The sequence below is a fragment of the Vibrio spartinae genome, assembly GCF_024347135.1.
Classification (GTDB): domain Bacteria; phylum Pseudomonadota; class Gammaproteobacteria; order Enterobacterales; family Vibrionaceae; genus Vibrio; species Vibrio spartinae.
On record NZ_AP024907.1, the window covers coordinates 3,191,811 to 3,218,438 of the forward strand.

Annotated in this window: 23 protein-coding genes; 8 read left to right on the forward strand and 15 right to left on the reverse strand. The window is 45.8% G+C overall.

Annotation, left to right across the window (positions count from 1 at the left end):
- The first annotated feature begins 144 nt into the window (after nucleotides 1-144).
- The 4 genes from OCU60_RS14310 (at nucleotide 145) to mutS (ending at nucleotide 8,576) form a co-directional block, all read left to right on the forward strand.
- On the forward strand, nucleotides 145-2,373 hold the full coding sequence (locus OCU60_RS14310; protein ID WP_074371866.1) for a right-handed parallel beta-helix repeat-containing protein: 2,229 nt from the start codon (nucleotides 145-147) through the stop codon (nucleotides 2,371-2,373).
- 362 nt (nucleotides 2,374-2,735) lie between these two features.
- A complete protein-coding gene (locus OCU60_RS14315; RefSeq protein ID WP_074371867.1) occupies nucleotides 2,736-4,505 on the forward strand; it encodes a sodium:solute symporter family protein in 1,770 nt (589 codons plus the stop codon).
- Nucleotides 4,506-4,561: 56 nt separating this feature from the next.
- Nucleotides 4,562-5,725: an oligogalacturonate lyase family protein gene (locus OCU60_RS14320; protein WP_074371868.1), complete on the forward strand. Its 1,164-nt coding sequence runs from the start codon at nucleotides 4,562-4,564 to the stop codon at nucleotides 5,723-5,725.
- Between the two features lie 259 nt (nucleotides 5,726-5,984).
- Nucleotides 5,985-8,576 (forward strand): DNA mismatch repair protein MutS, encoded by a 2,592-nt coding sequence (mutS, locus tag OCU60_RS14325; protein WP_074371869.1) that lies wholly within the window; start codon nucleotides 5,985-5,987, stop codon nucleotides 8,574-8,576.
- A gap of 86 nt (nucleotides 8,577-8,662) precedes the next feature.
- Here the strand turns inward: mutS and OCU60_RS14330 are convergent, their stop codons facing one another.
- Nucleotides 8,663-10,225 (reverse strand): HD domain-containing phosphohydrolase, encoded by a 1,563-nt coding sequence (locus tag OCU60_RS14330; RefSeq protein ID WP_074371870.1) that lies wholly within the window; start codon nucleotides 10,223-10,225, stop codon nucleotides 8,663-8,665.
- Nucleotides 10,226-10,401: 176 nt separating this feature from the next.
- Here OCU60_RS14330 and OCU60_RS14335 point away from each other — a divergent pair, with 176 nt between their 5' ends.
- Nucleotides 10,402-12,459, forward strand: a complete 2,058-nt coding sequence (locus tag OCU60_RS14335) for an ATP-binding protein (protein ID WP_074371871.1) — start codon at nucleotides 10,402-10,404, stop codon at nucleotides 12,457-12,459.
- A gap of 43 nt (nucleotides 12,460-12,502) precedes the next feature.
- On the opposite strand, the gene hpxO is transcribed toward OCU60_RS14335, so the two are convergent.
- Nucleotides 12,503-13,657, reverse strand: a complete 1,155-nt coding sequence (gene hpxO / locus OCU60_RS14340) for an FAD-dependent urate hydroxylase HpxO (protein WP_074371872.1) — start codon at nucleotides 13,655-13,657, stop codon at nucleotides 12,503-12,505.
- 589 nt (nucleotides 13,658-14,246) lie between these two features.
- On the opposite strand from hpxO, the gene OCU60_RS14345 reads away from it, so the two are divergent.
- Nucleotides 14,247-15,296, forward strand: coding sequence for a pectate lyase (locus tag OCU60_RS14345; protein ID WP_074371874.1), 1,050 nt, complete (start codon nucleotides 14,247-14,249; stop codon nucleotides 15,294-15,296).
- A gap of 95 nt (nucleotides 15,297-15,391) precedes the next feature.
- Here the strand turns inward: OCU60_RS14345 and rpoS are convergent, their stop codons facing one another.
- The 11 genes from rpoS to folB all read right to left on the reverse strand — a co-directional run bounded on the left by rpoS (nucleotide 15,392) and on the right by folB (nucleotide 23,141).
- Nucleotides 15,392-16,378, reverse strand: coding sequence for an RNA polymerase sigma factor RpoS (rpoS, locus tag OCU60_RS14350; protein WP_074371875.1), 987 nt, complete (start codon nucleotides 16,376-16,378; stop codon nucleotides 15,392-15,394).
- An 81-nt stretch (nucleotides 16,379-16,459) separates the two neighbouring features.
- Nucleotides 16,460-17,368, reverse strand: coding sequence for a peptidoglycan DD-metalloendopeptidase family protein (locus OCU60_RS14355; protein WP_074371876.1), 909 nt, complete (start codon nucleotides 17,366-17,368; stop codon nucleotides 16,460-16,462).
- A 2-nt stretch (nucleotides 17,369-17,370) separates the two neighbouring features.
- Nucleotides 17,371-17,997: a protein-L-isoaspartate(D-aspartate) O-methyltransferase gene (locus OCU60_RS14360; RefSeq protein ID WP_074371877.1), complete on the reverse strand. Its 627-nt coding sequence runs from the start codon at nucleotides 17,995-17,997 to the stop codon at nucleotides 17,371-17,373.
- 5 nt (nucleotides 17,998-18,002) lie between these two features.
- Nucleotides 18,003-18,743, reverse strand: coding sequence for a 5'/3'-nucleotidase SurE (gene surE / locus OCU60_RS14365; RefSeq protein WP_074371878.1), 741 nt, complete (start codon nucleotides 18,741-18,743; stop codon nucleotides 18,003-18,005).
- 3 nt (nucleotides 18,744-18,746) lie between these two features.
- Nucleotides 18,747-19,793 carry a tRNA pseudouridine(13) synthase TruD gene (gene truD / locus OCU60_RS14370; protein WP_074371879.1) on the reverse strand — a complete coding sequence of 349 codons (1,047 nt, stop codon included), beginning with the start codon at nucleotides 19,791-19,793 and terminating at the stop codon, nucleotides 18,747-18,749.
- Between the two features lie 80 nt (nucleotides 19,794-19,873).
- Nucleotides 19,874-20,347 carry a 2-C-methyl-D-erythritol 2,4-cyclodiphosphate synthase gene (gene ispF / locus OCU60_RS14375; RefSeq protein ID WP_074371880.1) on the reverse strand — a complete coding sequence of 158 codons (474 nt, stop codon included), beginning with the start codon at nucleotides 20,345-20,347 and terminating at the stop codon, nucleotides 19,874-19,876.
- A gap of 45 nt (nucleotides 20,348-20,392) precedes the next feature.
- Nucleotides 20,393-21,085 (reverse strand): 2-C-methyl-D-erythritol 4-phosphate cytidylyltransferase, encoded by a 693-nt coding sequence (gene ispD / locus OCU60_RS14380; protein WP_074371881.1) that lies wholly within the window; start codon nucleotides 21,083-21,085, stop codon nucleotides 20,393-20,395.
- Nucleotides 21,086-21,367 (reverse strand): cell division protein FtsB, encoded by a 282-nt coding sequence (gene ftsB / locus OCU60_RS14385; RefSeq protein WP_074371882.1) that lies wholly within the window; start codon nucleotides 21,365-21,367, stop codon nucleotides 21,086-21,088.
- 140 nt (nucleotides 21,368-21,507) lie between these two features.
- On the reverse strand, nucleotides 21,508-22,275 hold the full coding sequence (locus OCU60_RS14390; RefSeq protein WP_074371883.1) for an undecaprenyl-diphosphate phosphatase: 768 nt from the start codon (nucleotides 22,273-22,275) through the stop codon (nucleotides 21,508-21,510).
- Between the two features lie 3 nt (nucleotides 22,276-22,278).
- Nucleotides 22,279-22,791 carry a 2-amino-4-hydroxy-6-hydroxymethyldihydropteridine diphosphokinase gene (gene folK / locus OCU60_RS14395; protein WP_074371884.1) on the reverse strand — a complete coding sequence of 171 codons (513 nt, stop codon included), beginning with the start codon at nucleotides 22,789-22,791 and terminating at the stop codon, nucleotides 22,279-22,281.
- Nucleotides 22,788-23,141 (reverse strand): bifunctional dihydroneopterin aldolase/7,8-dihydroneopterin epimerase, encoded by a 354-nt coding sequence (gene folB, locus OCU60_RS14400; protein ID WP_074371885.1) that lies wholly within the window; start codon nucleotides 23,139-23,141, stop codon nucleotides 22,788-22,790. Before folB ends, folK begins: the two co-directional genes overlap by 4 nt.
- Before the next feature lie 291 nt (nucleotides 23,142-23,432).
- Between folB and plsY the strand changes: the two genes are divergently transcribed.
- Nucleotides 23,433-24,023 carry a glycerol-3-phosphate 1-O-acyltransferase PlsY gene (gene plsY, locus OCU60_RS14405; RefSeq protein WP_074371886.1) on the forward strand — a complete coding sequence of 197 codons (591 nt, stop codon included), beginning with the start codon at nucleotides 23,433-23,435 and terminating at the stop codon, nucleotides 24,021-24,023.
- A 75-nt stretch (nucleotides 24,024-24,098) separates the two neighbouring features.
- On the opposite strand, the gene OCU60_RS14410 is transcribed toward plsY, so the two are convergent.
- A complete protein-coding gene (locus tag OCU60_RS14410; RefSeq protein ID WP_074371887.1) occupies nucleotides 24,099-24,920 on the reverse strand; it encodes an alpha/beta fold hydrolase in 822 nt (273 codons plus the stop codon).
- Between the two features lie 232 nt (nucleotides 24,921-25,152).
- A complete protein-coding gene (tsaD, locus tag OCU60_RS14415; RefSeq protein ID WP_074371940.1) occupies nucleotides 25,153-26,172 on the reverse strand; it encodes a tRNA (adenosine(37)-N6)-threonylcarbamoyltransferase complex transferase subunit TsaD in 1,020 nt (339 codons plus the stop codon).
- A gap of 223 nt (nucleotides 26,173-26,395) precedes the next feature.
- Here tsaD and rpsU point away from each other — a divergent pair, with 223 nt between their 5' ends.
- The gene (rpsU, locus tag OCU60_RS14420; protein ID WP_001145625.1) at nucleotides 26,396-26,611 is read left to right on the forward strand and encodes a 30S ribosomal protein S21; all 216 of its coding nucleotides are present in this window, start codon (nucleotides 26,396-26,398) and stop codon (nucleotides 26,609-26,611) included.
- Nucleotides 26,612-26,628 lie beyond the last annotated feature (17 nt).

Genomic DNA, 26,628 nt, shown 5'->3' on the forward strand with positions numbered 1-26,628 from the left:
GTGGGGCTTCGGCAACGCAATCGAATGTGACCGTAGCCCAACAATAGCGCCACCACTCATGCATCAGGCTGTCATATGGGGACATGTGAGAATGTCACACGACTTCGAATTCAGCCTTTTCTTTTCAATACGAGGTTCACCATAATGAAACAGTACAGAACGACATTACTCATGACGTCGATTTTGTCTTTATCTGCCTGCTCACAATATAGCGCCCTACCCGCGCCTCAGGATTTAACTTGGCAGGCGATCACCTTCGGTCAGTCAACCGATCTGAATTTTGCATCAACAATTTTACCGGAAAAAGTCGGACTCAATGCTGTCACTCTGAATGGCCAATCCGTACAACCAGGTCATCTGCTCAATAGATTTACCATTGAAAGTCGTGGGGGCAAACTGGCGAATTCACATGAAGGTATGACGTACTACTACACCAAGCTCCCAGCCAATGCGAACTTCACCTTATCAGCAACCGTCACACTCAACCAACTCGGTCCGGAAACAGGCTCAACCCCGAACCGTCAGGAAGGGGCCGGTATCATGGTCCGTGATATTCTGGGCTCTCCGCGTTTAGAACCTCAGCCTCCCGGCGCAGAAGAATTCCCCTCGGCATCGAATATGGTGATGCATGTACTGCGCGCCAACAAAAAGAAAAATAATGGGCTGATCAATGTCAATGCCACTTACCGGGAAGGGGTTTACCAACCTTGGGGAACCAAAGGAAACCACATCGTCCGCAATGAATTTGTCAAAGGCGTTCCCTACGGAAACAACATTGCCTACCAGATGTCACTCAGCCGGACCGATGCCGGCTATACTGCGACCTATCATTATGGTGACATCAACGAAAGTCATCACATCAAAGGCGCGAGAACCAATATCATCGCCATGCAGGATCCAAAATATCAATATGTTGGTTTTTTTGCTTCACGTAATGCCAAAGTCACCATCAGCAATGCTCAGCTGACTGTTCAGCCGGGTACGCTGACCAATGCACCAGCCTATCACCCTCAATCGGCACCGCTGGTGCTGCAACCGGCATCTCCCAAGCAATCAGCCACAGCAGATTATCGGTTTCAGGCACGGGCTAGTGACACGGGTGAATTTACCCTCTACCAAGACGGCAAATTACTGGTTAAGCATCAAAAAGTGCCAGCGGGCCAACTGTTCAGTGTTGCAACATATTTAGCAACACCAAAAACGCTATTTTCGCTCCGCTTTACCCCCGCAACCGGTGTTGATCGTTCTCCTGAACAGTATCAGCAAACCGTCACTAAAGTGGCACTCAACGATCCAATGCATCTCCTCGTCAATCCCAATGGCGATCATGGCCGCCTCACCCTCAGCGATGCGATTCGACTACTCCCTTCGGGTGGCACGATCACACTCGAAGATGGCGAATATGGGGCACTGAGCATTCCACTGACAGCAAGTGGGCAAGCCAACCAGGTCAAAACCCTGAAAGCCGGGGGGGATCATGTTCGTTTTACGGGGGACATTACCCATCAGGCAAACTACTGGCATGTGTCTCACCTTGAAGTTGCTGGTGCGCGCTATATTGTTTATGGCAGTCACAATACATTTGATCGCATTATCACCCATGACGCGTCAGATACCGGTTTTCAAATTACCTCACCGGCAAAATCTCCCCGGGCATTTTGGGCGAGTCATAACCTTGTGCGGGACAGTCAAAGCTATAACAACATGGATCCATCCCAGATCAATGCCGACGGTTTCGCGGCGAAAATGCGCATCGGTAATGGCAATACCTTCATCCGCTGCATCTCTCACCACAATATCGATGATGGCTGGGATCTGTTCAATAAAGTGGAAGATGGCCCCAATGGTGTCGTAACCATCATCGATTCGATCTCTTATAAAAATGGTCAAACCCTACAGGTGAAAGCCAGAGGCGGGAGCCGAGGCAACGGATTTAAACTGGGCGGAGAAGGACTGCCGGTGCCGCATATCATTAAGCATAATCTTGCTTATCAAAACAATATGGACGGCTTTACCGATAATTTTAATCCGGGTCGTTTATCCCTTGAAAACAATGTTGCTATAGATAATAAGCGTTTCAATTTCCTGATCAGGAAAAGTCCTTATACCGACACTCAAAAACAAGGAACCTTCATTGGCAATCGTTCTTATCGGTTCTATTCTACGAGTCCATACGATGATGTCGTTCATGCGGATACACGTCAGAACAATACGTTAATTGTCGATGGTCAACCAACCGATGATAACGGAGAGCATCCTACGAACGCGATGCTATCTAAATTGAAACAGGCTGCCAAAATTTCCTCTCAAGAACCAATCCCCGGTCAAATGGCCGTTCACAACATCCGGACATGGCTGTATCAACACCCCTGATCAACCTCTTGTCTATGTTGATGTTACTTGTCAGGTTTCATCCAGAAACCTGACACTCATCGCAAATAAATCAATATAACCATCTGATTTATATAGATTCAATGCCTACTTCTACCAAGGTATTCTACACTCATTCAATGATGACTCGTGAGCAAAGGCCGCACCTTTCCGGTGATGGTGCGCTTCTCCAGTTGTGACATCCTGCTGACCGAATCCCCGTCAGCTCGTCGTTCATAATCACGACACACATCACACTTAATTATAAAAAAACAAAATTGAACCGTCGTTTTGATATTAATCACACACCTTTTCACTTTTTTGTTTAAGAATGGGCACATCAAATATTCATAAAGGGATAAGTAATGCAATATGATTATCTTGTGATTGCAGGTTACTTCATACTGATGATCGCGATCAGTCTACTGTTTAAAAAGATGGCGAGCGCCAGTACCAGTGATTACTTCAGAGGTGGTGGTAAAATGCTCTGGTGGATGGTGGGTGCAACCGCATTTATGACCCAGTTTTCTGCTTGGACGTTTACCGGCGCTGCCGGAAAAGCATTTAACGATGGGTTCGCAGTTCTTGCCGTTTTCATCGGCAATATGGTGGCTTATGTTTTTGCACACTTCTATTTTGCCCGCCGTTTCCGCCAAATGCGTGTTGATACACCAACCGAAGGCATCAAACGCCGTTTCGGTAATGGGAACGAGCAATTTTTTACGTGGGTGATTATTCCACTGAGTGTCATCAATGCCGGGGTGTGGTTGAATGGACTTGGCGTTTTCGCCTCAGCAGTCTTTAATGCCGATATTATTACCACGATTTATATCACTGGTGCCGCGGTTTTAATTATTTCGCTACTCAGTGGTGCTTGGGGAGTGGTTGCATCGGACTTTATCCAGACACTCATCGTGGCCGTTATTTCTGTAGCCTGTGCTATCGTCGCACTTTACTTTGTCGGTGGCCCGGGTGAAATAATCCGTAAATTCCCCGGCGGGTTTGTTTCTGGCCCGGATATGAATTACCCACTGTTGTTGGTTTGTACATTTATCTTCTTTGTGGTCAAACAGTTACAAAGTATCAACAACATGCAGGAGTCATATCGTTTCCTCAATGCCAAAGATTCACGTAATGCGAGTAAAGCAGCATTAATGGCGTTAATCATGATGATGGTCGGTGCGGTGATTTGGTTTATTCCACCTTGGGCATCAGCCATTCTTTACCCCGATGCAGCAAAAGCCTATCCAGAGCTCGGCGCTAAAGCCAGAGATGCGGTGTATCTGGTTTTTGCCAGAGAAACCATGCCGGTAGGCACCGTCGGACTCCTTATGGCGGGTCTGTTTGCAGCCACCATGTCATCGATGGATTCTGCGCTGAACCGAAATTCAGGGATCTTTGTGCGTAGCTTCTACGCCAATATTGTCCGTCATGGTAAAGCGAATGACAAAGAACTACTGCGCGTCGGCCAATTGGCTTGTCTGGTGAATGGTATTCTGGTCATTTTGATGGCTCAGTTCTTTAATTCACTGAAAAGCTTAAGTCTGTTTGACTTGATGATGCAGGTTGCAACGTTACTGCAATCCCCGATACTGGTGCCATTATTCCTTGGAATCTTAATCCGTAAAACACCGAAATGGGCACCTTGGGCAACGGTTGTGGTCGGCATGTTTGTATCTTTACTGGTTGTGAAGGTATTCACCCCACAATTCGTCTCCGGCTGGTTCGGTATTGAAACGCTGACCGGAAGAGAAACCAGTGAAATGCGGACGATGATTACTATCGCTGCGCACTTATTCTTCACTGCTGGGTTCTTCTGCCTGACAACGCTATTTTACCAAGAAGCCAGCGACACCAATAAAGTCGAAACAGACAAGTTTTTTGCTGATGTCGAAAGAGAATGTGTCGTGACCGATAAAGATCAGGATCAATTTGACCGGATGCAGCGTGCCAAACTCGGAACATTGGTCACCTATATGGCTTGTGGTCTAACGCTGATGGTTCTCATCCCGAATCCACTGTGGGGACGACTGATGTTTCTTGCCTGTGCCGGGGTCATCTTTATCGTCGGGTTCGCTTTGAAAAAAAGTGCCAGAGTGGAACAACTTCAGGGAAAAGCAGTTCCCGTTCGTTAATCAAATCATGAGGACTGCCGGCATCGGCAGTCCGACTATATAACAGGAGAACATTCATGGCCAAAGGTGATGTAATCAACCTTGATTTTGAAAGCTTCGTCGATTCAGATACGCAAGTCAAGGTGACACGACTGACACCCAAGAATGTGATATGCCATCGCAACTATTTTTATCAGAAATGCTTTACCCAAGACGGACAAAAATTGTTATTTGCCGGAGATTTCGACACCAATCGAAATTACTATTTGCTCGATCTCACCACCCAACAAGCAACACAACAGACCGAAGGCAGCGGCGATAACACCTTCGGTGGGTTTATTTCATCCGATGAGCAAAGCTTCTTCTATGTAAAAAATGAACGCAACTTAATAAAAGTTGATTTCAAGACCCTCGAAGAAACACTAATTTATACGGTTGATGAAGCATGGAAAGGTTACGGCACATGGGTGGCGAATTCAGACTGTACCAAGCTGGTTGGCATCGAAATTCATAGAGATAGCTGGCAACCGCTTACATCATGGGAGAAATTTGCTGAGTTCTATCATACCAATCCGACCTGCCGCCTGATTCAAGTCGATATTGCGACAGGTGATGTCAAAGTCATCCACCAGGAAGATACTTGGCTGGGACATCCGATTTATCGTCCGTTTGATGATCAGACCATCGGGTTCTGTCATGAAGGACCTCATGATCTTGTCGATGCCAGAATGTGGCTGGTTGACGGAGACGGCAATCACATCCGTAAAGTCAAATCTCATGCTCCGGGAGAATCTTGTACTCATGAGTTCTGGATTCCGGACGGTCGTGCGATGGCATACGTTTCCTACCTGAAAGGGCAGACCGAACGAGTTATTTGTCGTGTCGATCCCCAAACATTAATCAATGAAGTCGTGATGGAAATGCCACCGTGTTCTCACTTAATGAGTAACTTTGATGGTTCGCTGATGGTCGGTGACGGATGTGACACCCCACCGGATGTTAACGACACCGATAGCTACAACATCGAGAATGATCCTTTTCTCTATGTTCTCAATACACGCAAGAAAACATTCGCCCGATTAGCAAAACACAGTACCTCTTGGCAAGTGCTCGATGGTGATCGCCAAATCACCCATCCCCACCCTTCATTTACACCCAATGATCATGGGGTGTTGTTTACCAGTGATTTTGAAGGAGTGCCGGCAGTATATATTGCTGATCTACCCAACGAGCTAAAGTAACACTCACTGTTTCGTGGAGAGGTGTAACACCTCTTGCCCAATACGATTAGAGCCCTCAAACGTTTCACCTCCCCCAATTCGAAGCGTTTGTTGCGCTCTTCATTGCAGGTTTGCTATTCTTTTCACCCACTGCTCAACACTCGCATATGATTATTTCGGGTGCAAAGCACTCATCATTCGAGCCACCAGCGCATTCAACAGAATCGTATTTTTCGGTGAGCCGTTTTATCACGACCTAATTGGCATTGAAATATAAAAAATGATCGATAATCCCACCTCAAATAAAGCACCAGAAAGTAAACATACGCCCATGATGCAACAGTATCTGAAGCTCAAGGCCGAAAATCCTGATATTTTGCTGTTTTATCGTATGGGGGACTTTTACGAACTATTCTATGATGATGCGAAACGCGCTTCTCAGTTGCTTGATATTTCACTGACCAAACGTGGCGCATCCGCCGGAGAACCTATTCCGATGGCAGGCGTTCCTTTCCATGCCGTTGAAGGTTATTTAGCCAAGCTGGTTCAGCTCGGTGAGTCGGTTGCTATTTGTGAGCAAATCGGAGATCCCGCGACCAGTAAAGGTCCGGTAGAGCGAAAAGTTGTCCGTATCGTTACACCGGGAACCATTACTGACGAAGCCCTGTTGCCAGAACGACTCGATAACCTGATTGCTGCCATTTACCAACAAGGCCAACAGTTTGGCTATGCCACACTTGATATGACTTCAGGTCGTTTTCAGCTCTGTGAGCTAGATAGTGAAGAGGCAATGGCAGCCGAATTACAAAGAACCGCACCGAAAGAACTGCTCTTTCCTGAGGATTTTCAGGCCGTTCATCTCATGGGAAGCCGTAAAGGAAACCGCCGTCGTCCGGTATGGGAATTTGAACTGGACACAGCCAGACAACAGTTAAACCAACAGTTCGGTACCAAAGATTTAGTTGGCTTCGGGGTCGAAACGGCCGAAAAAGGGCTATGTGCTGCGGGTTGTCTGATTCAGTATGTCAAAGATACTCAAAGAACCGCGCTCCCTCATATTCGCTCTCTGATCTATGATCGCCAAGACGAAACTGTGATTATGGATGCCGCCACCCGGCGTAATCTGGAACTGACCCAAAATCTTTCCGGAGGAACGGAGCACACGTTGGCCGAAGTGCTCGATCACTGTGCCACCCCGATGGGAAGCCGAATGCTCAAACGTTGGTTGCATCAACCGATGCGTCAGATTGAAGTGCTCAATCATCGGCTTGATGCCATCGGTGAACTCAAAGAACAAGGGGTGTTCAGCGATGTACAGCCGGTATTGAAACAGATTGGAGATATCGAGCGGATTCTGGCTCGCTTAGCCATTCGTTCAGCCCGCCCACGGGATCTGGCTCGTCTGCGTCACGCCCTGCATCAATTGCCGGCGTTACAGACAAGCCTCTCATTACTGACACATCCGCACTTGCAGCAACTGGCTCAATATTGTCAACCGATTGAATCGATCACCACCTTGCTAGAACAAGCGATTGTCGAAAATCCTCCCGTGGTGATCCGTGATGGCGGTGTTATCGCAACGGGCTATCACGCTGAACTGGATGAATGGCGTGATTTGGCCGATGGTGCGACCGAATATTTGGAACAACTGGAACGTGACGAGCGAGAGCGTCATGGCATCGATACACTGAAAGTCGGTTATAACAATGTCCATGGCTTTTATATTCAGGTGAGCCGGGGACAAAGTCATCTGGTCCCCCCTTACTATGTGCGCCGTCAGACGCTGAAAAATGCGGAACGCTACATTATTCCGGAACTCAAAGAGCATGAAGATAAGGTGCTGAATTCAAAGTCAAAAGCACTGTCTCTGGAAAAACAGCTCTGGGAAGCATTATTTGATCAGTTACTGCCTCATCTGGCGCAGCTTCAAGAACTCTCCGCTGCCATCTCACAACTTGATGTACTGCAAAATCTGGCGGAACGAGCGGATACGCTGGATTACTGTCGTCCGGAACTCACCACAGACGCTGGAATTCATATCCAGTCAGGTCGTCATCCGGTTGTCGAACAAGTGATGCAAGACCCCTTTATTGCCAATCCGGTGGCACTACATCCTCAACGGAAAATGTTAATTATTACCGGTCCAAACATGGGCGGTAAATCAACCTATATGCGCCAAACAGCGCTGATAGCATTGATGGCACATATTGGCTGTTATGTCCCTGCCGAATCCGCTAATATCGGCCTCATTGATCGAATTTTCACCCGAATTGGTGCTTCTGATGATCTGGCTTCAGGCCGTTCAACCTTTATGGTTGAGATGACGGAGACAGCCAATATTTTACACAATGCCACCCAATATAGTTTGGTGTTGATGGATGAAATCGGGCGTGGTACCAGTACCTACGATGGGCTTTCTCTGGCATGGGCAAGTGCCGAGTGGCTGGCGACAGAGATTGGCGCACTGACATTATTCGCCACACATTATTTCGAATTAACCGAACTCCCTGAATTACTGCCGCACCTCGCCAATGTCCACCTTGATGCTGTCGAACATGGCGATAACATTGCATTTATGCACGCAGTTCAGGAGGGGGCAGCGAGTAAATCTTACGGATTAGCCGTCGCCGGACTGGCTGGCGTGCCGAAAGCGGTGATCAAAAATGCGCGGATGAAGTTATCTCAGTTGGAGCAAAGCCACCAACTGGATGGAAAACAGACGGGACAATCGCCCATGGTTGATATCGCCAATCAACTGAGCCTGATGCCGGAACCATCCGAAGTCGAGAAACAACTCGCTGAACTCGACCCTGATAGTCTCACACCGAGACAAGCGCTCGAACAGCTCTATCGACTGAAACGTTATCTCTGAATCAATCGTTACTTGAATTAATCGTTCCCCTCAATCAAGCGCAGCTAAATGGCTGCGCTTTTCAATTGGGTCTTCCCATTGGTTCATTATACTGCCGGCATATACGACTGACTATCGTCATACTCCTGAAGAATCCGGTAAAAGTCCGCTTGTCGGCGCTCAAAGATGTCTACCAATTGTGGATCAAACTTCTCACCCGAATGTTCATGGATATAGGTGACGACCTCTTTTTTACTCCATGGCTCTTTATAACAGCGCCGACTCGCCAATGCATCAAAGACATCGGCCAATGCAACAATACGACCATAAATATGAATGTCCGTACCGGATAGCCCTCGCGGATAGCCGAGACCATTCCAACATTCATGGTGCTGACTGGCAATAATTGCCCCGGCCTGCATCACGGGTTGATGCGAGCCTTTCAAACAATTCTCTCCCACGGTGGTGTGCTTTTTCATGATCGCCCGTTCTTCATCATTTAATTTATCCGGCTTATTCAAAATATAATCAGGGATGCTAATTTTGCCGATATCATGGAGGGGGGCGGCATAGAAAATCTCTTCACACTGAGCCGGACTCAAACCGAGCTCTTCAGCCATAAGTCGGGAATAATAAGCAACGCGACGAACATGGTTACCTGTTTCTTTAGAGCGACTTTCAGCCAAGCCACAAATCGCATAAACAATCTCTTTCTGAGTATTTCTCAAGCTATCATTGAGCCGTAAATTATCCAAAGCAATCGCCATGTTATTACAGAACATAGCAATAAGGTTGATATCAACATCTTTAAACTGATGCTTGCCAGTAATATTCAGGATGGTCTCCACACCGTTAGTATTGGAAATATGGCAAATATTGTCTTCTTGATAATAAAGTGCTTGGTCACTGCCCGGGGCAACATCGAGATTATCCTGAGAGATTGATGCTTTGAACGCCGGTGTCGCGATATCTCCAATCTGAGCCAATACCTGTACATCATCGATATTTTTTTCAACCAGTCCTCCTTCGATTTCAGACAGCATCGTGCCATCTTTCATATACAGCAACGATGAGACCTGCTCTAGAACCCCCTGAGCAAAACTTCCCACTGATTTGTGTTTGAGGATATTGGCTGTCGCAGCGATGACTTTTTCCAGACCGAGCTTATGATTCTCTAAGGCTGAGATATCACGGTAGGAACGTATTGCCGTATAAACCGTCGAATGAAGTTTGCGTTTGGTCAGTTCGGTTTTCTCCCGATAATCATTAATATCATACTGTTCAATAATATCTTTTTCCGGAATGGTTCCCGGCTGACCGGTGCGCAAAATGATCCGAACCAGGTGATTGTCCTGCACATCACGAATATATTCAGCCACCGCTAACCCCGCTTCTTCCGTTTCCATCACCACATCCAATAAGACCACAGCGATATCATCTTCAGATGACAGAATTTCTTTTGCCTGGGCGACATTATATGCACTGAAAAAAGTGAGTCCTTTCCCGTCAAATTGGGTTCGGTTCAAAGCCAGCTTGGTGATGGTGTGAACGCCGTCTTCATCATCGACGATCAGAATCTTCCAGCTTGAAGGTGAGTCTTTACATCGGTTAATTTGTGCTGATTGACTAAGCTTACCTGACTCATCAAATAGCATATCCTGCTCTGACATTTTCCTACCCTCTCTGATCCCAGCTGAACCTGACTGCTTTCATTCGTCCATTCACCATGTGGAACTTGATTTCTACTACTTACTTAATCAATTTTAGTATATGAATAAACTTTTACATACATGAATAAGAAGCAACTAGACTCTTATTATTCTCAGCTGTGATCATTGGAGATAGCATGTCTATCTATTACCGAATTACAATTTTTTGCTTATTTCTGGTTTTCTTATGCATGGGGGCATTTGGCTACATCTCAAATCAAGCGGGGGCAAACCTGCTGAATCAATCGGTTGATAAACTCTTAAATGCGGTCGCAACAAACCAACAAGACCGGCTCCATAATCTCATTCATGCTTGGAAAGATCGGGTCGCATTGATCGCCAGCAGGACGCAACTACGCTTAAGTTTCAATGATTATTTACGCAATCCAAACCAGCAATCATTAACAAAAATGGGCAGTATCATCCAAGATGCCATCAGCTCCGCCGCAAACGTGAAGTTTATTCAACTAAAAACAGTCAGTGGTGAAACCGTCATCCAGACAGCACCAAATCAAGCCAACAAAGTAGCTGCCACACTTGTACTGACCGACAACAGCCCAACCGATATTGTATTAAAGAGCATCACTCGCGATTTGAATGGGGGACTGTATATTCACATCGAATCTCCTATGCGCCTTCAAGGTGAACAAATCGGTGTGATGGTGGTGACGCTGGCAGCCGATGAACTACGGAACAGCACTCAAATCTATACGGGCATGGGCATATCAGGAGAGACGATTCTCTTCACCGAAAACCGAGCCGGGAAGTTAGTCTATATCACCCCACTCCGTTACCCTCAACATTTAACAAACCCAGCAGATACGGCCTCTTTTGCACTCGCAAATGATGATGAGCTTGTTCAAGCGACTGAATATCATACCCAAGACATCATTCAGGCACGTGATTATCGAAATACAAATGTGATTGCTGTAGCTCGTTATTTGGAAGTACTGAACTGGACCATTATCGTGAAGGTCGATCAGCATGAAATGATGCAACCGATGAAACATTACCAATACTTACTGGTGATGGCAGCCGGAGTGCTGGGGATCATCGCGATCATCATTGGTCTGGCACTGGGACGAGCAATTTCATCTCCGATTATCAAACTTGCCGCCGATAGTCGCAGAATTCGTCTCGGTGAGCATCAGTTGAGAGCGACTGTCAGTCCGACTCAAGCAAAGGAGCTCAATGAACTCGCGCGCAGTTTTAATAACCTTGCCGAAAACCTGCTCACCACCAATAACGAACTGGAAGATAAAGTTGCCGAAAGAACTGTTGCGCTACAAGAACTGAATGAAACACTGGAACAACGAGTTGTAGCCAGAACCGTTGATCTGCAACGGGCCAATCAAGAAATTCAAGAAACACTTGAAGATCTCAAGCGAACTCAGCGTGAACTCGTGGAATCTGAAAAAATGGCGGCGCTGGGCGGGTTGGTTGCCGGGGTTGCGCATGAGATTAATACACCATTAGGCATTGCCATTACCGGAACCTCTCACCTTCATGAGGAGATACAGGAAATTCAGACGAAAGTGCTATCAAGCAAATTGACCCGGGATGAATTAGAAGGTTTTGTCGAAAACGCCAGTCAAGCCACTGACTTAATGGGTTCACAGTTGAAGCACGCTTCAAAGCTCATCTCTAATTTTAAAGAAATTGCCGTTGATCAATCGAGCCCGGACTATAGAACCATTTCAGTACAAGAATATCTCTCGAAGATCGTCGCGACCATGCAACCCAACTTTAAGAAAACACCGCATCGCCTTTCTATCAGCATTGAGCAAGATCTTCATCTGGTCACTTGCCCCGGTGCACTGGCGCAAGTGTTAACCATTCTGATCACCAATAGTCTTATTCACGCATTTTATTCACCTGATAGTGATCAATCCGACACGATCAACGGAGAAGTAACGATTTCAGCCCAAACATCGCAAGGCAAACATTTAATCATCGTGACCGATAACGGCACAGGCATCCCTCCTCAAGATTTGCCCAAGCTCTTTGAACCTTTTTTTACCACCAAACGCGGTCATGGCGGCAGTGGTTTAGGACTCAGTATTGCGCATAATATCGTCACAGAGATTCTGCACGGAAAAATACACTGTGAGAGTCAATTCGGTCAGGGAAGCACTTTTATTATCACATTACCGGAGCAACCTGTCCCCGACTCGCAGCTGTCTCCGACTGAGTGACTCACTGTGATATCCATCATTCAGACAGGCGCATCGACCGCTTTCATCCCAGCGGCCCGGCAACAATCGTTTCTCTGAGCCCTTCGATAATATGCAGCCCCGTTTCGGTTTTTAATGATTTATACCAAGCCAATGTCTGCTCCATCTGTTTTCCATGGGTCAGATCACACCGTTTTCTTGCTTTCAAAACCAGATCCCTCACTCGTTCTAATCGTTCGTTTTGGTAATGAAGTAACGCTGTTTCAATATCATGATGCTGGGAAAAAGATAGTCCTAAAACCACCGCATCTTCCATCGCTGCACATCCCCCCTGACCAATATCCGGTGTGGTACTATGCCCGGCATCTCCCAGTAAAGCGATCCGCCCGTTAACCAACTGTTCAAAAGGATCAATGTCATGGATCTCAATTCGGTTGGTTGTTTCAGGATCAAGCTGCTCAATCAGAGTCTGAACATGAGGGGTCCAATCCCGAAAATAACGACGCAGATCGGCTTTCAGCGTCGTCCGATCTTCTGGTAAACCTTTCGGCAAAGGCACATCAAAAAAGAAATAAAATCGGTTGTCAGCAATCGGCATCACCGAAACCCGCTTTCCCTCAGCGACAAAAGTCGTCCATTGATCTGCTGGTGCAATGGCTGTATCGATCTCAACCAATCCATTCCAGTTGACATAACCGGCATATCTCCGTTCGACCGAATGACCTAAAACATCAGCACGAACTACCGAATGTGTGCCGTCCGCAGCAATCATAAAATCGCCTTCGGCAACAGAACCATCGGCAAACCAAGCCGTCACACCTTGAGCGGTTTGTTCAACCCGCTCAACCCGCTTATCAAAATGAATTTGATCACGCCCCCACCAATCGAGCATACTAGCTTGCAAATCAGCACGGGAAACCGGACAAGGTCTTGTTCCGACCGCTTCAACCAACGGCATCAAACTGAAGTCTGTCATGGTGGTACCAGAGAACCCATCCTGATAAGACATCGAGTTCATCGCCCCACCCAGCTTATCCATAATATGGCCCATACCGAGATGCGCCATACACTTCACCCCGTTAGACCATACCGAAATAGCCGCCCCTACCGGTTTAATCTCTCTGACTGCTTCATAGATTTCACATGTGATTCCATTTTGTTTCAGTGCAGCTGCGGCAGACATCCCACCGATTCCAGCCCCAATAATGAGCGCTTTCATGACTTCACCTTATCCTTATTATTGTGCCAAACAATAGATGACAAGCATTATTTATTCCACGGCAACCTCGCCACTAAGAACAGTTAATTGATTGTTTTTCAATATAAAAATAGCGGACCATTTGACGTAACTGTCACGGTGATTCAAATCAGTGCAAGCCGCGGAATAAACGTTTTAGTTTGGTGCACACTCGCCGTTCGTTACCCGTCTGCGGGCCATTGCCCAACGGCAACATCATCAACACCACGATTCATTGGATATATCGATAGCACCTGCAACATGCAACATGCAACATGCAACATGCAACATGCAACATGCAACATGCAACATGCAACATGCAACATGCAACATGCAACATGCAACATGCAACATGCAACATGCAACAATATTGCAAGTAACAAAAATGCAAGTAACAAAAATGAGTATTTCACAATAAGATGATCGCTGATTCAATAATTCAAATAAATGAAACATTGTTTTGGATTTTTTATAATTCAAATGGTAATAGTATAAATGAGTATTTTATTTACTCAGCATATTTATAATAAGCATCGATATCCTGTCCATATAAAAAACAAAAAGGGAACATATGATGATTCATCGAACAACGGTGGCTTTACTTTCATTACTGTCATGTCAGTTTGCAATGGCGAGTGATTTGACACTCATGCTATACCAGCAAGACGCACAAACCATCCTGAGCTGGTCATCCGATCAGAATCGTGTCGTTCGGCAAGAAGTTTACCGAAAATCCACATTATCAGACGAAGGAGAAAGAATTGTGGTTCTGACCCCGGACGAAAGAACGTTTGAAGACACAACAGCAGATAGCTACACCGATTATTACTACCAGATCAAGGCAGTAGACGATCAGGATCACACCTTTACTTCAAATGACGCCAGCACAAACAGCAGCGAAGACCATTATTTAACCACCAGTCTCGCGGCTGCCAGATCATCTGAATGCTACGCTGGCGCCGTGATTAGCAACAAAACCGTTGACTGCGGAGGCAAGACCATCGGATTAAGTTGTAACGGGGATGCAGAGGGTCAAAAAGCCGTGCTCACCTTACACAACGCAACGGTAAAAAATGTCCGTATTTCCCGAAATGGTGGTGCTGATGGTATTCATTGTGAATCCGGGAATTGCACCTTACAAAACGTCATTTGGGAAGATATCTGTGAAGATGCTGCAACCAATAACGGCAAGAGAATGACCATTATCGGGGGGGTTGCCTATAACAGTGCCAATGGCCCGGGCGGCAAACCTGATAAGGTATTCCAGCACAACTCAAAAAATAGCACCACCGAAATTCGCGGCAACTTTACCCTCACCGGCCAACACGGAAAACTGTACCGTTCTTGCGGAAATTGTACCAACAATGGTGGGCCCAGATACCTCTCAATCAATGGGGTTAAAGTAGATGCTAAAATTGGCTCAATTGCTGGCATCAACGGCAACTATAGAGATTCAGCAACGATCAGAAACCTGAAAATCAAGAACTACAAAACGGGGAAACCCAAAGTCTGTGTCGAGTATGTCGGTATTCAGAAAGGTCAGGGTGAATCGAGAAAAATTGGTGAGAAATGGAATACAAGTGCCTGTAATGTATCCCATTCAGATGTTCGAAAGCTGTAATCCATATTGAGCAGAAGAATGAAAACAGAAACCCCGTATAAACGGGGTTTCGCTTAAAATGATCGATTACTAATTTTTAGATAATAAATGACGTCTTATTCTTCACTCTCTACATCGAACAAAGACTCCATATTCAAGCCTTGTTTCAGTAGAATTTCTCTCAAACGACGCAGGCCTTCGACTTGGATTTGACGAACTCGCTCACGGGTTAGATTAATCTCTTTACCAACTTCTTCTAAAGTGGATGGTTCATAGCCGAGCAAGCCAAAGCGTCTTGCCAACACTTCTTTCTGTTTCGGATTTAGTTCATCTAACCAATGTAAGAGTGAAGATTTGATATCATCATCTTCTGTCGAATATTCTGGGTCATAGTGTTTTGCATCAGGAATGATATCCAACAATGCTTTATCACCATCACCACCAATCGGTGTATCAACAGAACTAATACGTTCATTCAGACGGAGCATCTTACTGACATCATCAACCGATTTATCCAGCTCAAACGCAATGTCTTCCGCTGTTGGTTCATGGTCTAACTTCTGTGATAGCTCACGTGCTGTCCGTAAATAAATATTCAGTTCTTTGACAACGTGTATAGGTAAACGAATCGTTCTGGTTTGATTCATCAACGCCCGTTCAATCGTTTGTCGGATCCACCAGGTTGCATACGTAGAAAAGCGAAATCCTCTTTCTGGATCAAACTTTTCAACGGCCCGAATCAACCCGAGATTACCTTCTTCGATTAGATCCAGCAAAGCCAGACCACGGTTACTATATCGGCGAGATATTTTAACAACGAGACGTAGATTACTCTCAATCATTCGTTTACGAGCGGCCTCATCACCCCGGAGAGCCCGACGTGCATACAGGATTTCTTCCTCTGCGGTTAACAAAGGAGAAAAACCAATTTCGCCTAAATAGAGTTGAGTTGCGTCTAAGCTCTTGGAAGTTACTTCGTAATCTTCTCGAGTTTCGACGGGTGTAGCGTCAGAACTGACCTCATTGTCCAATGTATTGAGATCAAACGCTCCTGAATCAAAATCAAATTGACCGACCTTAGTTACTGAATTGCTTTTACTCATGATGCCTCCCCCTGGCGAGCTAGCAAGACACTACTACTTTTAATGTCGCTATATGGTGCTTACGCTTATCAATTCAAATACTTATGGTAAGTAGCGTTTTGGATTCACTGGCTTACCCTGATAGCGGATTTCAAAATGTAAACGAACACTGCTGGTACCGGAACTTCCCATTGTTGCGATTTTCTGACCAGCTTTTACACTTTGTCCCTCACTCACTAGCAACCGATCATTGTGCGCGTACGCGCTAAGATATTTATCATTATGCTTTATAATCACAAGATTTCCGTAACCTCTTAAAGCATTGCCCGAATAAACCACGGTTCCTGCTGCCGAAGATACGATGGACTGACCTCGCTGTCCTGCAATATCAACCCCTTTGTTTCCTTGATCAATAGCCGAAAACTGTCTGATAACCCTCCCTTTTGTTGGCCATAGCCACCTATCAATTTTTGTGGCATGTGCTAAATTAGTAGTTAGTAAATTAGAATTAACATTTTCTTTACCTTTGGATTCACCATACCCCTTTGATTGTGAAGATTCAATACTTTTACCTGCCGGTTTTTTAACTTTGTCATATTTATTCTCTAAATTATTAGAGATTTGCTTATTCTTAGAATCTTTTAATGAGACGTGAGTTAATACGTCATCAGAACCTTTGATCCCTATCCCATTTTTTGTCGCAGCAACGGATTGAGACTTCCCGTAAGAAGGTGGCGTATAAGCGGGTTTCCACAAGTGTATTTTTTGACCAGGATAGATTGTATAAGGGGGGGAGAGATGATTATAACTGATCAAATCTTCTACATCTTTGTCAGTCAGGTAGGCAATAAAGTAAAGTGTATCTCCTTTTTTAACTTGATAGAAACTCCCACGGTAACTTCCCCGGGAAGCCTTCTTTACTTCAGACACCGGCGCGGGTGATATCGCGGCACATCCCATCAGATATGTTGATAAAACTGCCAAAATTAAAAGTCTGATGCTGCTTCTCATTGTTAGGCTAAATCACCTGCAACTAAAGGAACGAACCGGACCATTTCAATGATTTCTGAATGAAACGACTCATGATTCCGGGTTATTCTCAGTAACTGTTGCTCATCATAACCAACGGGGATCACCAATCGTCCCCCGTCAGCCAACTGATCCAACAGCGCCTGAGGTATTTCAGAAGCAGCAGCTGTCACAATAATGGCATCAAAAGGTGCCTTGGTGCGCCATCCCTGCCAACCATCGCCATGTTTCATGGATACATTATAAATATCCAGTTGTCTCAAACGACGCTTTGCTTCCCATTGCAACGTTTTAATTCGCTCAATCGAACACACATGCTCAACTAAACGTGCCAATACTGCGGTCTGATACCCAGAGCCGGTTCCGACTTCCAGTACCCGACTTGTCGGTGTCAGTGCTAACAGTTGGGTCATCTTGGCAACAATATAAGGCTGAGAAATAGTTTGCCCCAACCCTATTGGTAATGCGTTATTTTCATACGCCTGATGGACCATCGCCTGTGAAACGAAATTCTCTCTCGGTAGTTCACGCATAGTGTCCAGAACACGTAAATCTTCAATGCCGTTTCTGACAAGAAAGTCGATCAACTTATCAGCGAGTGAATTTGACATATCAGCTACCTTTCTAACCAATCTGCCACTGCATTGATCGACTCATGGGCGGTCAGGTCCACTCGTAATGGCGAGATCGACACCAATCCATGATCAACCGTGTAAAAATCAGTGCCTTCCCCGGCATCCTGTTCTTTACCCGGCGGTCCCAACCAATAAATATCATGTCCTCGCGGATCTTTTTGCCGAATCATACTCTCCGCATGATGTCGAGCTCCCAAACGAGTCACTTTCATACCGTTAATGTGTTCCAACGGCAGATCAGGGATATTGACATTCATCAATCTATTGGTCGGAATCGGAGCATGCAAATGCTGTTTGACCATCTGGCGGGCAATATGAGCAGCGGTGTCAAAATGAGTCTCACCCACCAAAGAAAATGCGATTGATTGTACCCCTAAAAAATGTCCTTCCATTGCTGCGGCAACTGTCCCCGAATAAAACACATCATCACCTAAATTCGCGCCGTGATTAATACCACTCAAGACTAAATCAGGTAAAGCGTCTTTCATTAATTCATTCAAAGCGTAGTGAACACAGTCAGTTGGTGTGCCTTGAACAGAGTAAACCGCTGGTGCGATTTGCTGAATACGGAGTGGTTGCTCCAGTGTCAGTGAATTAGAAGCCCCGGAGCGATTTCGATCCGGAGCCACAACCACAACTTCAGCCAAATCAGACAATGCTTCAGCTAAAGTATTAATTCCCCGAGCATAGACACCATCATCATTGCTCAACAAAATTTTCATCAATCAGAACTCCCTTTCCACAGGTATTTCTTCAACTAACTCTCGTAATAAAGAAGTCGCAAAGCATCCCGCATCAAGCGAAAAATTCAATATAACCTCATTTTTCCCCAGCTTCCAATCCAGTTGCTGAGGTTTGAGAGCAATATTCCGCCTTTCATGCTTCATTCGGTTCCCGCGAATCAATTTCATCAAATCTGGCTCATCATCAACAAATCGCTGTTCTAAAGCGAGAGCTTCACTATGGGTTGGCAGCGCATTATCTCCGGCCAGCGCCGCTGAAATACCAGCTTGCCGCTGCACAACAGATGATTGCCACTGAGCAAGCATATCATCTCCTTCAACGAGGATCTGTTCATTGCCCTGAAGCACAATGTCTCCATCAATCAAATGATGGAAACAATCCTTTGCAATCCGTTCAGAAACGATCTGGTTAAAAATCCAAGAGCGGGCAGTAGAAAGATAGAGACTGCGCTGATTTTGGTTGCGAGTACGGACATTCTCTCGTCCCCATCGCCGAGCCTCATTCAAATTATTGCCCTGATGACCGAAACGTTGTGCACCAAAATAGTTGGGTACGGCCTGCTCACAGATCATGTTCAACCGCTGCTCGACATCCGCGATGTCTGTGACTTCTGTTAACGTAATCTGAAAATGATTTCCCCGTAGATCTCCCGGTCTTAATTTGCGTTGATGACGGGTGGTTTCAAGGATCTCGATGTGGGGGTAACGTGCCTGAAAAGCAGAAAAGTCCGGTGTATCCCCTTTCGGTAAGTGAACGCTCAACCATTGTTCGGTGACGGCATGGCGATCTTTTAAACCCGCCCAGCTCACATCTTTCGACTTCACACCACATGCTTTGGCTAACTCGTTGGCGACGAAGCTGGTATTTTCTCCGGTCTTACGAATGCGAACCATCAGATGCTCACCCAATCCATCCAGTGGAAACCCGAGATCTTCCGTGACAATAAAATGTTCTGGTTTTACTTTAATTTTCGCCTTTGCAACTGGTTTTCCATACAAATAGGCCAGATTGGCTAAAACATCATCCATTCGGATATCCTCGTTATGATGGTCAAGCCATCCCCCCTGACGGGGTTAATTACAACTAAATTCATGACTAAATGAGAGCATTACTTCATCAGTAACACAACCGCTTCACAGGCGATTCCTTCCTTACGTCCGGTAAATCCCAATCGCTCTGTTGTGGTCGCTTTCACATTGACATGACTGATATCTGTCGCCAAATCATCCGCAATCAAAGCTCGCATTTGGTCAATATAAGGCGCCATTTTCGGTGCCTGAGCAATAATCGTAATGTCGGCATTGCCCAATCGATAGCCATGCGCGATAACTTTCTGATAAACATGTCGCAGCAGCGCTCGGCTATCCGCGCCTTTCCACTGTTCATCCGTATCTGGGAAATGGCGTCCGATATCTCCGGCAGCAATGGCACCCAGCAATGCATCGGTTAATGCATGCAAAGCAACGTCGCCATCGGAATGAGCCAACAACCCCTGTTCATAAGGGATAGATACACCGCCAATCATGACTGGCCCTTCACCGCCAAACTGATGAACATCAAACCCATGACCAATTCTAAACATAACCATTCCTTACTGCTTTATTTAGGTATTATTCTTTCAGGGGTATTATTCACGGCTGAGGTAAAACTCAGCCAGTGCTAAATCTTCGGGTTGCGTCACTTTTATATTATCGCTCCCCCCCAAAACAATACGTGGTTTGTCACCATGCCATTCCATCACTGATGCTTCATCCGTCACGGCTATATGCTGACCAATCACCCGGGATAAAGCCCGATGCAAGTCATCAGTTCGGAACATCTGGGGGGTCAATGCATGCCAGAGGTTCTCTCGCTCTACGGTGCCGACAATATCTTGGGCATGATTCGAACGCTTCATCGTATCCCGAACCGGTGTTGCCAGTATCCCGCCAACATCATGTGACATAACCGCGTCAATCAAGCGATCAATATCACTCAAACGAACACATGGACGCGCAGCATCATGCACCATCACCCATGTTGTCGGGATATGCTTCACCACATAATCAAGCGCTGCAAAAACAGAGTCTGAACGTTCCTGACCACCGGCAACCCGAATAATGTCAGGATCAGAAGCGAGGGATAATTGACTGAAATAAGGGTCATCATCACTGACGGCAATCACGACTTTGCCAACCTGCGGGTGAGCACGCAATTTTTCGACTGTATGCTCCAAAATTGTTTGGCCGTGAATCGTCAAATATTGTTTCGGTTTATCGGTTAACATCCGACGGCCGACACCAGCAGCCGGAATAACAACTGAAATTCGTTCCTGTATCATCTAGGGGCGATCCTCATGAATAACCCGGTAAAATGTTTCACCCTCTTTCACCATCCCAAGCTCATGCCTTGCTCTTTCTTCAACTGCATCCAGCCCCTGACGTAAATCATCGATTTCCGCATACATTTCTTTATTGCGTTTTTGTAAATTCACATTCACAGAATGCTGGGTTTTGATGTCATCAGAGACACGATGAAAATCGGAAACGCCATTTTTGCCAAACCACAGAGAATACTGGAACAGTATTAAAAATAGAGTCAGTGTTAAAGCAAATACTCGCATGACGCTCACTTGTGATTGCAAATAGGATTTCTGGGAAGTCTATCAAAAATGGCAGAAAAGAACTTCCCTCTTATTATGATAAGTCCGTTAAAGGACAACTTGCTGGCCGGCAGATCTCACAACACGACGGTTCCCCACGATTAATACGCCCAATACAGTAAAAAAACACCGAAAATGATGCGATAAATACCAAACGCATTGAATGTAAAGCGGTTCAGAAAAGCGAGAAACAGTTTCATGACAACCCAGGCAGCAATATAAGAAGTGATAAAACCAACAATCAGAGGTAACGCACTTTCACCTTGAAAGTTCTGATGATTTTTCAATAAGTCCAAACCACTCGCAGCAAGCATCACGGGTAAGGCCAACAGAAATGAAAATTCAGCACTCGCTTTACGGCTGACGCCCACGAGTAAAGCACCAACAATTGTTGAACCGGCCCGACTGGTTCCCGGAACCAAAGCAAACACCTGAGCAACCCCGATCCAAATCGCTTGCCGATAGGTGATCTGATCCAATGTTTCAGCCGTCGAAGCATGATTTTTCAAGAAGCGCTCTACAATCAGAAAAATAATCCCCCCGATAATGAACATGATCGGGACAACCTGAATATTAAACAGCGCTTTCACTTGATTTTGGAACAAGAAACCGATGGCGGCGATGGGTAAAAATGCGATGAAAACTTTTATCCATAATGCAAGATATCGAGGATGGAAACGCTCTTTATAATTCGTCAGCACAGCTAAAATAGCGGAAAGCTGAATAATGACTTCAAAAGCTTTATTACTCTCTGTTTGAGAGAGACCAAGCCAATCGCTGACAATAATTAAATGTCCGGTTGATGAGATTGGTAGAAATTCGGTGATACCTTCAACCAATCCAAGTATAACACTTTGAATTAAATCCATTACTTACTCTTTACATTGAGAAAAATTAGTTTCAGTGAACCAGAATTCTACAGGCTTCAAAACTTCCAGATTGTCAGCCTCAAGCCAAATTTGTCGGACACGTCTTCCGTCGCCCGGCAATAAAAGTTCAGGGCACAGTTCACAAAGCGGCTGAATCACAAACGGATACTGATAAATATCTTGACGGGGCAACTGCGGCGCTTCCGCGCTGACAACATCACCAAATAAAATGATATCCAGATCCAACGTCCGATCCTGATATTTTTGGGCATTGGGCTGTCGCCCCCAGTTTAGCTCGATATCCTTTAGCATTCCGGTAAAAGCAGCCAATGAAAGGTCAGTATGCATTTCAATCACTAAATTGAAAAATGCCCCGCCCTGAAACCCTTGTGACGGAGATTCATAAATCGTTGAAAGACGAAGTTGATCTCCCAATTTTTTCAGTTCACTGACAGCGGCCTCGACATGCTTATGCCGGTCGATATTAGAACCGACACCGACATAAACCAGCGTCATAGCTGTCCCCTTTCAATCACCACACCGACGCCAGCCGCCTGAGGAACCGCTCCCGGTTTTGTCAAACGAATCCTGAGCCAAGGCACAGCAAAAGTCGTCATGAGCAAATGAGCGACCTCTTCAGCGACACGTTCTATGAGTAAAAATCTTCCATTTTCAACATACTGGATGATTTGTTGGCTCACCTGAGCATAATCCAATGCATCAGTGACATCATCACTCAGGCCTGCCGGGCGATTATCATGCGCCATTTCAATATCGAAAACGAGTTTCTGCTTGATCTGCTGTTCCCAATCGTAAACGCCGATCGTTGTAACAACAACTAACTGTTCTATAAATACTTTATCCATCAATTATCTCACCATACTTCAATCCCAAATATCGAATTGAGATAAAAAATCATCCTGTATTATTGCCAAATATAATCTCAAAGATGCTCAAAAAGAGAGCGTCATCAGATATACAACAAATAATTCTGTTTAAACCTGTATTTTAAGACCATTTTGGCATATACCCAAGCCTCCTGGGATGACTTAGGTATAGTGATTATCATATACTTAAATGATTTCAATATGCGAAATTAATATATATTTTTATAGATCGAATCATACAGTTAAACTTGCACACAACTCAGGGCCCAAATGACGCCATTGATACTTTTGATCATTATCTCAGCTTACCTGCTTGGATCGATTTCAAGTGCGGTGCTCGTGTGTCGTTTACTCCGGCTTCCCGACCCCAGAGCGTCGGGCTCTCATAATCCGGGCGCAACAAACGTTCTAAGGGTCGGCGGCAAAAAAGCGGCCGTCATTGTACTGTTATGCGATATGTTGAAAGGCACAATTCCTGTCTGGGGAAGCTACTTTCTGGGTGTAACGCCCTTTCTGCTTGGCGTGATCGCAATTGCCGCTTGTTTAGGACATATTTATCCGATCTTCTTCCATTTCAGAGGGGGAAAGGGCGTCGCGACAGCATTAGGCGCAATCGCACCGCTCGGACTCGACTTAACCGCAGTGGTCATTGTGACGTGGCTGACAACGCTGCTTATCACCCGATATTCTTCGCTAGCAGCATTGATGGCCGTGTTACTCACGCCGCTATACACTTGGATGATCAAGCCCAACTACACCCTGTCTGTCGCGATGCTGTGTTGTCTGATTATTTTCCGACATCAAGAGAATATTAAACGTCTGCTCAATGGCACAGAACCCAAAGTCGGTGAAAAAAACTGACTATACGCTCAAGGCCAGAGTAAAACGACAATGACCAATCGCTATGAATAAGGTTGATTGAGGAAAGCGTTGAGGCTAACGCGCAAGTCGCTCAAAGAAATCTTGTAACGCTTGCGTGACAAACTCGGGTTGCTCCAGATTACTGATATGACCGGCTTGAGGAATCACAACCAACCGACTTCCCGCGATAGCATCCAACATCAGATGAGACTCTAACACCGGCCGAGGCTGATCCCGCTCCCCCACCATGATCAATACCGGCAGATTCAAAGCATCGACTTCATCCATCAGATCCCGGCGATCAAACACGATCTTGCCGATACGTCCCATCTCCGCAACCTGCGGCCCCGATATTTCCAGCAAAAACGTTCGAAACGCAGTGACAAAATCGGGTTCCGGCGTTTGCTGTAAAGCACCGGCAGAGAAAAACATCGCTAAGACTTGTGGAACCATCGGCTCAGGAAAAGACTGCGTTGCAATTGCCGTATCAAGCATCGCAAAATATTTGGCGTGCATCACTTCCGGCTCAAGCCCGATAAACGTATCCATCAAAACCAGCGCATTCACTCGCTCTGGTGCAATTAATGCTAACTCAGTTCCCCACATACCACCGACAGACAGCCCAATGATTGAGAATGATTCAATCGCAAGATGATCCATGAGTGCCAACATATGCCCGGCATAATCTTTCAGCGAATGCATGTCGTCAGGAGCAGCGTCAGATTGACCATGCGACCATAAATCAGGCACGATACACCGATAATTCTGGCTCAACGCTGCAATTTGTGGCTGCCACATCTGGCTATGCCAAAGGTAACTATGACCGAACAGTAACACCTCGCCAGTACCGATATCCTGATAACGCATCGTTTTGCCGTTCACTGTAAATGATTTCATTCGTTTGATGACCTTCTATGCTGTTCATACTGTTTATTTTTTAATGCTCGTTATTTTTAATGCTCAGTTTCTTTTTAATGCTCGGGGATTGTTAATGCTCACTGACAAAAAAACAGCCCCCGTTATCTCTATTCAGTCTAATCCAGTGAAAAACCAATCCAGCAAGAAAAAACAGGTCGAGCGTAACATTTGAGCTGCTGTTATTGAGAATAACGTTTATTGAGAATAACGTTCAGGAATGAATGGCCTGAAGCTGATCAATTGGCCAGCGGGGCGTCGCCTGTACGGCAAGACCGGATACTTCACCATTTTTGAAACGTTGCATACCGGCATAAGCAATCATGGCACCATTATCGGTACAAAATTCAGTCCGCGGATAATAGACGGCTCCCCCGACTTTCTGAGCCAATTGTGCTAAATCGGCTCTCAACCGTTGATTGGCACTCACTCCGCCGGCAATCACTATCCGCTTTAATCCCGTTTGTTCCAGTGCCCGACGGCATTTGATCACTAACGTATCACACACGGCTTCCTGAAAAGCATAAGCGATATCTGCACGCGTCTGCTCATCATTATCATGTGCGGCAATCGTATTGGCAGCAAACGTTTTTAATCCGGAAAAACTCATATCCAGCCCCGGTCTGTCAGTCATCGGCCGAGGGAAACGAAATCGTCCCTGAGTCCCTTTTTCAGCCAAACGCGCCAATAACGGTCCTCCCGGATAATCCAGTCCCATTAACTTCGCCGTCTTATCGAATGCTTCTCCGGCTGCATCATCAATCGACTCACCAAGGATCTGGTACGCACCAATCCCTTGGACTTCGACAATCATGGTATGTCCGCCCGAAACCAACACCGCAACAAAAGGAAACTCAGGCGGGTTTTCTTCCAGCATCGGTGCCAGTAAATGCCCTTCCATATGATGTACCGGTACGGCCGGCACATTCCAGGCATAAGCGAGACTACGCCCGATTGTGGCACCAACCAGCAAAGCACCAACCAACCCCGGGCCGGCAGTATAAGCCACCCCATCAATGTCTTCCGGGCGACAATCGGCCTGCGCCATTGCAGCCAGAATCAGAGGAATTGTTTTTTTAACGTGATCCCTTGAAGCAAGTTCCGGGACAACACCACCATAATCAGCATGAAGTTCTATCTGACTATATAATTGATGAGCCAGTAAGCCTTGTTCATCATCGTAAATCGCAATCCCCGTCTCATCACAAGAGGTTTCAATACCTAATACACGCATAATTTTCCGGAAAACTTCCATCTCGACATCAAAATTGACGCCATGTTACCTTGCCTTCACAGGACAGACAAATTTTGTACAGAGATTCATCCATAAAATACTTTACAAAGCCTTTCCATTCAGATTAAAATTCCGCACCATTTTTGATTGTGCTGGTAAGTACCGGATATATTCCAACTAAGCGAGACCAGCGTTAACGAATATCCCCTGAGGTGAAAGGCATATGCCAGTAGTTAAAGTACGTGAAAACGAACCGTTCGACGTCGCTCTGCGTCGTTTCAAGCGCTCTTGCGAAAAAGCAGGTATTCTTTCTGAAGTGCGTCGTCGTGAGCACTATGAAAAACCAACCACTGTTCGCAAACGCGCTAAAGCAGCAGCTCAAAAGCGTCATGCTAAGAAGCTCGCTCGCGAAAACGCTCGTCGCGTTCGCTTGTACTAATAACTCCTTCGGAAAGG

Coding starts and splice junctions, on each gene's coding strand:
- OCU60_RS14320 (WP_074371868.1), top strand. CDS start 4,562: ATGGCCAAAGGTGATGTAATCAACCTTGATTTTGAAAGCTTCGTCGAT.
- OCU60_RS14335 (WP_074371871.1), top strand. CDS start 10,402: ATGTCTATCTATTACCGAATTACAATTTTTTGCTTATTTCTGGTTTTC.
- rpoS (WP_074371875.1), bottom strand. CDS start 16,378: ATGAGTAAAAGCAATTCAGTAACTAAGGTCGGTCAATTTGATTTTGAT.
- plsY (WP_074371886.1), top strand. CDS start 23,433: ATGACGCCATTGATACTTTTGATCATTATCTCAGCTTACCTGCTTGGA.
- OCU60_RS14330 (WP_074371870.1), bottom strand. CDS start 10,225: ATGTCAGAGCAGGATATGCTATTTGATGAGTCAGGTAAGCTTAGTCAA.
- folK (WP_074371884.1), bottom strand. CDS start 22,791: ATGACGCTGGTTTATGTCGGTGTCGGTTCTAATATCGACCGGCATAAG.
- ispF (WP_074371880.1), bottom strand. CDS start 20,347: ATGTTTAGAATTGGTCATGGGTTTGATGTTCATCAGTTTGGCGGTGAA.
- OCU60_RS14310 (WP_074371866.1), top strand. CDS start 145: ATGAAACAGTACAGAACGACATTACTCATGACGTCGATTTTGTCTTTA.
- OCU60_RS14410 (WP_074371887.1), bottom strand. CDS start 24,920: ATGAAATCATTTACAGTGAACGGCAAAACGATGCGTTATCAGGATATC.
- tsaD (WP_074371940.1), bottom strand. CDS start 26,172: ATGCGTGTATTAGGTATTGAAACCTCTTGTGATGAGACGGGGATTGCG.
- ftsB (WP_074371882.1), bottom strand. CDS start 21,367: ATGCGAGTATTTGCTTTAACACTGACTCTATTTTTAATACTGTTCCAG.
- OCU60_RS14390 (WP_074371883.1), bottom strand. CDS start 22,275: ATGGATTTAATTCAAAGTGTTATACTTGGATTGGTTGAAGGTATCACC.
- truD (WP_074371879.1), bottom strand. CDS start 19,793: ATGGATGATGTTTTAGCCAATCTGGCCTATTTGTATGGAAAACCAGTT.
- folB (WP_074371885.1), bottom strand. CDS start 23,141: ATGGATAAAGTATTTATAGAACAGTTAGTTGTTGTTACAACGATCGGC.
- ispD (WP_074371881.1), bottom strand. CDS start 21,085: ATGATACAGGAACGAATTTCAGTTGTTATTCCGGCTGCTGGTGTCGGC.
- OCU60_RS14360 (WP_074371877.1), bottom strand. CDS start 17,997: ATGTCAAATTCACTCGCTGATAAGTTGATCGACTTTCTTGTCAGAAAC.
- hpxO (WP_074371872.1), bottom strand. CDS start 13,657: ATGAAAGCGCTCATTATTGGGGCTGGAATCGGTGGGATGTCTGCCGCA.
- OCU60_RS14355 (WP_074371876.1), bottom strand. CDS start 17,368: ATGAGAAGCAGCATCAGACTTTTAATTTTGGCAGTTTTATCAACATAT.
- mutS (WP_074371869.1), top strand. CDS start 5,985: ATGATCGATAATCCCACCTCAAATAAAGCACCAGAAAGTAAACATACG.
- OCU60_RS14315 (WP_074371867.1), top strand. CDS start 2,736: ATGCAATATGATTATCTTGTGATTGCAGGTTACTTCATACTGATGATC.
- surE (WP_074371878.1), bottom strand. CDS start 18,743: ATGAAAATTTTGTTGAGCAATGATGATGGTGTCTATGCTCGGGGAATT.
- rpsU (WP_001145625.1), top strand. CDS start 26,396: ATGCCAGTAGTTAAAGTACGTGAAAACGAACCGTTCGACGTCGCTCTG.
- OCU60_RS14345 (WP_074371874.1), top strand. CDS start 14,247: ATGATGATTCATCGAACAACGGTGGCTTTACTTTCATTACTGTCATGT.